The organism is Moorena sp. SIO2C4 (assembly GCF_010672485.1).
Classification (GTDB): Bacteria; Cyanobacteriota; Cyanobacteriia; order Cyanobacteriales; family Coleofasciculaceae; genus Moorena; species Moorena producens.
Map to the genome: position 1 here is coordinate 1 of NZ_JAAHGN010000733.1, position 3884 is coordinate 3884.

The window sequence follows — 3884 nt, forward strand, 5'->3', positions numbered from 1 at the left end:
ATATAAATGTGTTGATTGAAATTAATTACAGCAAGAGGTAAAACCCATGCCTTACAAATACCATAAACCCTGTGTGTTCCAAGTTCCGATCAAATTAGAAGTACCCATTGTGCTCGATCTAGCTGTAGGTGCTAAGCGTAAGTGCTTCACTAAGTATGAGGAAATGGAAATCGAAGAGAACGGAGCGGGTACTGAGCCAGCCGAACCAGTTACCACTTAATCTCTTTAGCAATCTTTGACAGCTGGCTTTAAAATTCTGGGCATAAATTAAGTCCTATATCTCCTCTGTTTCCTCCCTCCTGAGCTCAGGAGGGAGGAGTTTTATTGTAGACCTTAAGCGATAATCATGCCCACCAATACTGAACCAGATAAAAATCGTAGGGTGGGCATTGATCAGGAAGATTAAAATTAGTGAGCCTATAAATTAAATGAGCAATGCCCACCAATACCGAGGCTAAGTTATGAAACACTATCATATCACCTCATAAAAGGTACCCTCAAGGGTACTGCCAAGCCAGAGTTAGATTTGACATTATATAAATGTGTTGATTGAAATTAATTACAGCAAGAGGTAAAACCCATGGCTTACAAATACTATAATCCCTGTGTGTTCCAAGTTCCGATCAAATTAGAAGTACCGATTGTGCTCGACCTAGCTGTAGGTGCTAAGCGTAAGTGCTTTAGTAAATATGAGGAAATGGAACTCGAAGAGAACGGAGCGGCTACTGAGCCAGCGGAACCGGTTAGCACTTAGTCTGTTTAGGAATCTTTGACGGCTGGCTTTTAAATTCTGGGCAGAAATTAAGTCCTATCTCTCCTCTCTATCCAGGGTAAGCGCATCTTGTTGGGTAACCGGGGGTAGTTCTCAATAAACCCGGCCTTGTCTTGATCTAGTCGCTCATGGGGGAAACCACGCCAGTTGCTCATGGGGGGAACCCCCAAGACCGCACTGGCTCCCCAAGACCGTAATGGTGCGTTTGACCCGTAATTAAATTCGCCACGGGTCGCACCTCTGCATCGCTATTGTGCTTATTGACAATCAATTTCCTATATATAGTGTTCATTGAATTCACTAAAAACTATATATAGGAATAAAAAAATTAGATGCGTTTACCCTGTTCTAGCTGTAGGGATTCTAAAAATAAAAGTACAAGAGCTTTTGTTCGTATGTTCTACTTTGAATATTCAGTTTTTGCTCACTTAGAGACAGTTCAAGTAGCTTGCCACTTGAATGTCAACCAAGCTAGAAAAATGCGTTACTTAATTACACTCAATCTACCGCCTCCTAACAATTCTTTGGAGTCCGTGAAGCAACTAGATGGAATCAAAGACTTAGAGATTGATGAAGATTATGGTCTAATTCTCATAAGTCCGAAGCGGGATTTGTATGTCATCCGTGTATCGGGTGACATGGATTCTCAAAAACTGATAGCAATACAACCGTTAGTCAAGGGAGTTCACGGTGATATAAAAATAGCTCCCACAGAATCTCAAGAAGAAGAGGATAAATAACATGCGTGTGTTAATTCAGATGCGATTTATGCCGGAACTCCGTGCTGCAATGACTGCCGAGAGTTTCACTATGACAACAGAGGCTGTTTCTATTGATGGCTTTTCACTGGATCAAAGTTATACACCTGTTTTGGTGCCTAATCGACAAAGACGAGAAGAGGTTGGAGTCACAGAAGTAGGACAACTATTTTCCTTTGATGCTCGCCCTGAAGTTTCCACTTATCTGGTAAGAGGTGAGGTGGCAGATGATGCACTAGAGCCTTTAATAGCGGCAGTTGAACAAGACCCTAATGGGATTGGTGTGTTTTCAGATCCACGAATTAGTGCGATCGCTATTTGTCCACCTGCTTCAGTGGGAACCCATCGAAATGTGGAGAATTTACTGCAATTTCCACAACTTCAAGCAAAAGGAATGGATGGGTCTAACGTAATGGTGGCGATCGTTGATAGCGGAGTCAATCTATCCCATCTAAACAGTAAGGGTAAAACACCTCAATTCGATGCGAGCAAAAGCTGGACTCCAGTATCTGGACTTACCCCAGGTAATATGCGTGTCGATCATGGAACAATGTGTGCCTTTGATGTCTGCATTGCTGCGCCAAACAGCACTCTTCTCGACTATGCCCTTCTCCAATCGCAGACACCAGGTGGCTCGGTAATGGATGGGTTTTTGAGTGATGCTGTCAAAGCTTTCAGTAACTTGCTGCAAATACTCTCAACAGCCCCAGAACCTAAACCAGCTTTGGTAGTTAATAATAGTTGGGGAATGTTTCATCCCTCTTGGGACTTTCCGGTGGGCCATCCTGGCAATTACAGTGATAATCCCAATCATCCTTTCAATATCATTGTTGAAAGTTTAGAGGATGCTGGTGCTGATATTCTTTTTGCTGCTGGTAATTGTGGTGCAGAATGTCCTGATCCAAGATGCCAACGCGTTACTAACAGACCCATTTATGGTGCGAATTCTCATCCAAGTGTCCTTAGCATTGCTGGGGTGACAGTTAATAAAGAGCGAGTTGGCTATTCTAGTCAGGGACCAGGACATCTCGACTCTCAAAAACCCGATCTTTGTGCCTATACTCATTTTGTTGGCTCAGGAGTTTATCGAGCAGATAGTGGCACTTCAGCAGCTTGTCCTGTTGCGGCTGGTGTTGTAGCATCGATTCGGACTAAGTATCCTCCTTCGGTTCTCTCTCCCGCTGAACTTCGTCAACTGTTGCGCCGAACTGCCGAAGATTTGGGTGTGGCAGGTTTTGACTACGATCATGGGTTTGGGCTGATCGATGTTCCAGCCATCCTCAATGCCCTAGAGCGGCTAGACATACCAGAATTACAAATAGGAGAGGCGGTTTCAGGGCATTTAAAGCAGACTGGCGATTCTAGCTTATATCGGGTGAGGGTCGGCACCTCATTGAGCCTTGAGCTAGATGGACAGGATGGTGTAGATTTCGATCTCTATGTCAGAAAGGCATTGCAGCCAACTATCAGTGAGTTCGACTATCGTGGGTATACCAGTTTACCTGACGAGAAAATTAGTATCCGACCTTCAGAACCAGGTGAATATTTTGTTATGGTTCGTTCTTATCGTGGAGCAGGAGATTTTTCTCTGAAAGCTAGTGTGGAATCCATCTTGAACGTGTAGGCGTTTGAGTAACAACTGTACCTGAAGGGGCGACGAAACAGGCTGAAATGCTTGGTATCTAACGCTATAGCATTTTTAAATTGGGTGAGGTACAAAGTTCTAGGTTTTAGGGAGTAGGGAGCAGGGAGTAGCGACTGCATCAGTTTCTTAAATTTGTTAACACCATTACACCAATTGTTAGATCTATAGTTACGGTGAATTTTTAAGGTAGGCATTGCCTACCTTTTTTTTGTATTTAAGGGTCAGTGTTTTTAGATTAGTTTATCTCCTTGAGGGAGATTGTAACTTTGACAAAGATATCTCTCTTAATGGATCCTTCCAGCTGCAGAAACCATGTTTCCATTAATTCATTTCCTTGAGGGAGATTGTAACTATTGGGAAAACAACGATTGTATTCACTGGGAAGAGTTTCCATTAATTCATCTCCTTGAGGGAGATTGTAACTTTACAGGGAAAATTTTAGAAGCTTATTTTGAGCCGGTTTCCATTAATTCATCTCCTTGAGGGAGATTGTAACCCTCTCCCTCCCACTCAGGTCATCCAAAGGAAATGAGGTTTCCATTAATTCATCTCCTTGAGGGAGATTGCTTTTTGCCCAAAAAGCAAAATGACAATCAGTGGGGGCTTGTACCCGCCACTGATTGAAGACCACAACTCGCTTGACCGTAGGTCACGCTGCGCGAACGCTCCAATTCAAAGTTCAAAATTATTAATTCAAAATGATTCGGAC

6 protein-coding genes are annotated in these 3884 nt (G+C 43.0%); 5 read left to right on the forward strand and 1 reads right to left on the reverse strand.

From position 1 onward, the window contains the following. Positions 1-46 precede the first annotated feature (46 nt). Together F6K20_RS28065 and F6K20_RS28070 are read left to right on the forward strand one after the other, a co-directional pair. Positions 47-220 (forward strand): hypothetical protein, encoded by a 174-nt coding sequence (locus F6K20_RS28065; protein WP_008184276.1) that lies wholly within the window; start codon positions 47-49, stop codon positions 218-220. Between the two features lie 360 nt (positions 221-580). Then, positions 581-754 carry a hypothetical protein gene (locus F6K20_RS28070; RefSeq protein WP_008184263.1) on the forward strand — a complete coding sequence of 58 codons (174 nt, stop codon included), beginning with the start codon at positions 581-583 and terminating at the stop codon, positions 752-754. 169 nt (positions 755-923) lie between these two features. On the opposite strand, the gene F6K20_RS28075 is transcribed toward F6K20_RS28070, so the two are convergent. Beyond that, positions 924-1064 (reverse strand): hypothetical protein, encoded by a 141-nt coding sequence (locus tag F6K20_RS28075; protein WP_154659784.1) that lies wholly within the window; start codon positions 1062-1064, stop codon positions 924-926. Between the two features lie 103 nt (positions 1065-1167). Here F6K20_RS28075 and F6K20_RS28080 point away from each other — a divergent pair, with 103 nt between their 5' ends. The 3 genes from F6K20_RS28080 (at position 1168) to F6K20_RS28090 (ending at position 3658) form a co-directional block, all read left to right on the forward strand. Beyond that, complete coding sequence (locus tag F6K20_RS28080) at positions 1168-1512, forward strand: hypothetical protein (protein WP_008184267.1); 345 nt, start codon at positions 1168-1170, stop codon at positions 1510-1512. 1 nt (position 1513) lies between these two features. Beyond that, positions 1514-3154 carry a S8 family serine peptidase gene (locus F6K20_RS28085; protein ID WP_008184270.1) on the forward strand — a complete coding sequence of 547 codons (1641 nt, stop codon included), beginning with the start codon at positions 1514-1516 and terminating at the stop codon, positions 3152-3154. Between the two features lie 333 nt (positions 3155-3487). After that, positions 3488-3658 carry a hypothetical protein gene (locus F6K20_RS28090; RefSeq protein ID WP_154659785.1) on the forward strand — a complete coding sequence of 57 codons (171 nt, stop codon included), beginning with the start codon at positions 3488-3490 and terminating at the stop codon, positions 3656-3658. Positions 3659-3884 lie beyond the last annotated feature (226 nt).

Coding starts and splice junctions, on each gene's coding strand:
- F6K20_RS28080 (WP_008184267.1), top strand. CDS start 1,168: ATGTTCTACTTTGAATATTCAGTTTTTGCTCACTTAGAGACAGTTCAA.
- F6K20_RS28090 (WP_154659785.1), top strand. CDS start 3,488: ATGTTTCCATTAATTCATTTCCTTGAGGGAGATTGTAACTATTGGGAA.
- F6K20_RS28085 (WP_008184270.1), top strand. CDS start 1,514: ATGCGTGTGTTAATTCAGATGCGATTTATGCCGGAACTCCGTGCTGCA.
- F6K20_RS28070 (WP_008184263.1), top strand. CDS start 581: ATGGCTTACAAATACTATAATCCCTGTGTGTTCCAAGTTCCGATCAAA.
- F6K20_RS28065 (WP_008184276.1), top strand. CDS start 47: ATGCCTTACAAATACCATAAACCCTGTGTGTTCCAAGTTCCGATCAAA.
- F6K20_RS28075 (WP_154659784.1), bottom strand. CDS start 1,064: ATGAACACTATATATAGGAAATTGATTGTCAATAAGCACAATAGCGAT.